We start from the raw sequence: 1,972 nt of genomic DNA, 5'->3' as shown, positions 1-1,972 counted from the left end.
GGTCAGGGGTCAGGGGTCAGGGGTCATAAGGCAGGGGGCGTAGGTCAGTTCGCGGGGGTGCGGGCCTCGATCCGGCGTAGGGCCAGCAGGCCGCCGATGCCCGGGACCAGGGCGCGCCACCGGGTGCCGGGGGTCGCGGCCGCCGGGGTCATCCAGGTGGTGGCGATGACGACGAGGTACGCCGTGCCGTGCAGCGGGCCGAGAAGCGCGGAGAGCGCGGGCGCGTGGACGGTGAGGAGGTTGCCCAGGAGGAGGGCGAGCGAGGCGGCCTCGGCGGCGGCCGCGATACGCAGGGTGCGCATGGGGCTCACGCTCCCGTGGTGGAGCCGGGGCGGACGATCATCAGGACGACGACCACCGCCCAGAGGACGTTGAAGATCCCGGTGAGCATGGCGAGGCGGGCGGCGAGGGGGCGTGCGGCGGCCTGAGGGTCCTCGGTGCGTTCGGCGGCGCCGCCCGAGGGAACGTACTCCTCCGCCAGAGCCAGCAGACTCCGCTGCCCCGGCAGGATCACCAGCCCCAGGAGGGCCGCCGCGATCCCCGTCAGGACGAGCGAGACGATCAGCCACGCGTCACCGAGGACGCCGAGCTGGGCCCCGGTGGCGATCCCGAACACCGGTACGGCGATCCCGGCGACCGCGTAACCGCGGCAGACCCGGTGCAGCAGCGCGGTGACCCCCGGCCCCTCGCCGCCGATCGCCCGCAGCGCCTGGCGCGGGAACATCGACGCGGCCACGGTGATCGACCCGACGGCGAGGATCGCCACGAGGACGTGGACGGACAGAAGCAGCTTGGTCATGGCGGGGCCTCCAGGGGCGTATGGCGAGCAGCGAACCTCAATATGTTGGCTGCCAATACATACACTGCCTACGCAGCCTTTGTGTAGGCTGCCTACCCATGAAGGCGGATGCGGTACGAGGACACCTCGACGGACTGCTGCTGGCCGTGCTGGAACAGGGCCCGCTGCACGGCTACGCGATCATCGCGGCGGTGCAGCGCCGCAGCGGCGGCGCACTTGAGCTGCGTACGGGCACGATCTACCCCGCGCTGAACCGCCTTGAGCGGCTCGGCCTGCTCAGCAGCAGCTGGCAGTCGGAGGGTGAACGGCGGCGCAGGTGCTACGAGTTGACGGACGCGGGCCGGGCGACCCTGGCCGGTGAGCGGGCGGCGTGGGACGAGTTCACCGCCGCCATCGGCTCGGTACTCAACCCCGGCGCGCGCCCCGGGCTCGCCACATGAGCCCCATCGACCGGCTCCTCCAGGAGTACGCGGCCGACCTGGGCGCCGCTCTGCACGGCCCCGCCAAGGCCAAGTCCCGGCTGATCGACGAGATACGGGGCGGCCTCGCCGACACGGCCGCCGCGTACGCCGACGCGGGCCTCGGCGAGGAGGAGGCCGCCCGGCGTGCGGTGCGGGAGTTCGGGTCCGTCGGCGAACTCGTCCCCAGCTGCCAGCGGGAGCTGACGGTCGCCCAGGCCCGGCAGACCGCGCGGGCGGTCACGCTGACCGCCCCCTTCCTGATCGGCTGCTGGTACCTCGCGAGGAGCGCGGGGCACGACCTGGCGTGGGAGGTGTCGCGCGCGCCCCAGCTCCTCGCCGTCCACCTGGCGTTCGTCGCGACGGTGGCCGCGCTGCTGGCGGCGGTGACCCTGGCCGCCACCGGCAGCCTCGCCCGCCGCCTGCCCGCGCCGGAGCGGCTCCCCCTCCTGGTCGCCTGGGCGGGCACCACCGCGAGCGGGGCGATGGCGGCGGCGACCCTCGCGCTCGCCACGGCAGCGGCCCTGGCCACGAACTGGCCGCTGCTCGCCTGCGCCGGAGCCCTGGCAGCCGCCTCCCACGCGGCCCTGGCCCCCTCGGCCCGAGCCTGCCGCCACTGCGCCCGCCTCCCACTCCCGCGGCCTGCCACGGGCTGAGCCGCCGCGCGAAAGCCCCGCCGCTACGTAAGTCCCCCCAAGCACCCCCAGCGAGGAAC

At 74.6% G+C, this 1,972-nt stretch carries 4 protein-coding genes; 2 read left to right on the top strand and 2 right to left on the bottom strand.

From position 1 onward, the window contains the following. Positions 1-44: 44 nt before the first annotated feature. Both GKQ77_RS32155 and GKQ77_RS32150 read right to left on the bottom strand, forming a co-directional pair. The gene (locus GKQ77_RS32155; RefSeq protein ID WP_219692657.1) at positions 45-302 is read right to left on the bottom strand and encodes a hypothetical protein; all 258 of its coding nucleotides are present in this window, start codon (positions 300-302) and stop codon (positions 45-47) included. A gap of 5 nt (positions 303-307) precedes the next feature. Then, complete coding sequence (locus tag GKQ77_RS32150; protein ID WP_219692656.1) at positions 308-799, bottom strand: hypothetical protein; 492 nt, start codon at positions 797-799, stop codon at positions 308-310. 98 nt (positions 800-897) lie between these two features. Here GKQ77_RS32150 and GKQ77_RS32145 point away from each other — a divergent pair, with 98 nt between their 5' ends. Both GKQ77_RS32145 and GKQ77_RS32140 read left to right on the top strand, forming a co-directional pair. Beyond that, positions 898-1,239, top strand: a complete 342-nt coding sequence (locus GKQ77_RS32145; protein ID WP_219692655.1) for a PadR family transcriptional regulator — start codon at positions 898-900, stop codon at positions 1,237-1,239. After that, positions 1,236-1,913, top strand: a complete 678-nt coding sequence (locus GKQ77_RS32140) for a permease prefix domain 1-containing protein (RefSeq protein ID WP_219692654.1) — start codon at positions 1,236-1,238, stop codon at positions 1,911-1,913. Before GKQ77_RS32145 ends, GKQ77_RS32140 begins: the two co-directional genes overlap by 4 nt. Positions 1,914-1,972: the final 59 nt, after the last annotated feature.

The organism is Streptomyces anatolicus (assembly GCF_019400875.1).
Classification (GTDB): Bacteria; Actinomycetota; Actinomycetes; order Streptomycetales; family Streptomycetaceae; genus Streptomyces; species Streptomyces anatolicus.
Note: the sequence above shows the minus strand (reverse complement) of the source record. Positions and strands in the feature narration are given on the sequence as shown.

What these genes read in the sequence shown, in the direction of transcription:
- GKQ77_RS32155 (WP_219692657.1), bottom strand. Translation starts at nt 302, where the DNA reads ATGCGCACCCTGCGTATCGCGGCCGCCGCCGAGGCCGCCTCGCTCGCC.
- GKQ77_RS32150 (WP_219692656.1), bottom strand. Translation starts at nt 799, where the DNA reads ATGACCAAGCTGCTTCTGTCCGTCCACGTCCTCGTGGCGATCCTCGCC.
- GKQ77_RS32145 (WP_219692655.1), top strand. Translation starts at nt 898, where the DNA reads ATGAAGGCGGATGCGGTACGAGGACACCTCGACGGACTGCTGCTGGCC.
- GKQ77_RS32140 (WP_219692654.1), top strand. Translation starts at nt 1,236, where the DNA reads ATGAGCCCCATCGACCGGCTCCTCCAGGAGTACGCGGCCGACCTGGGC.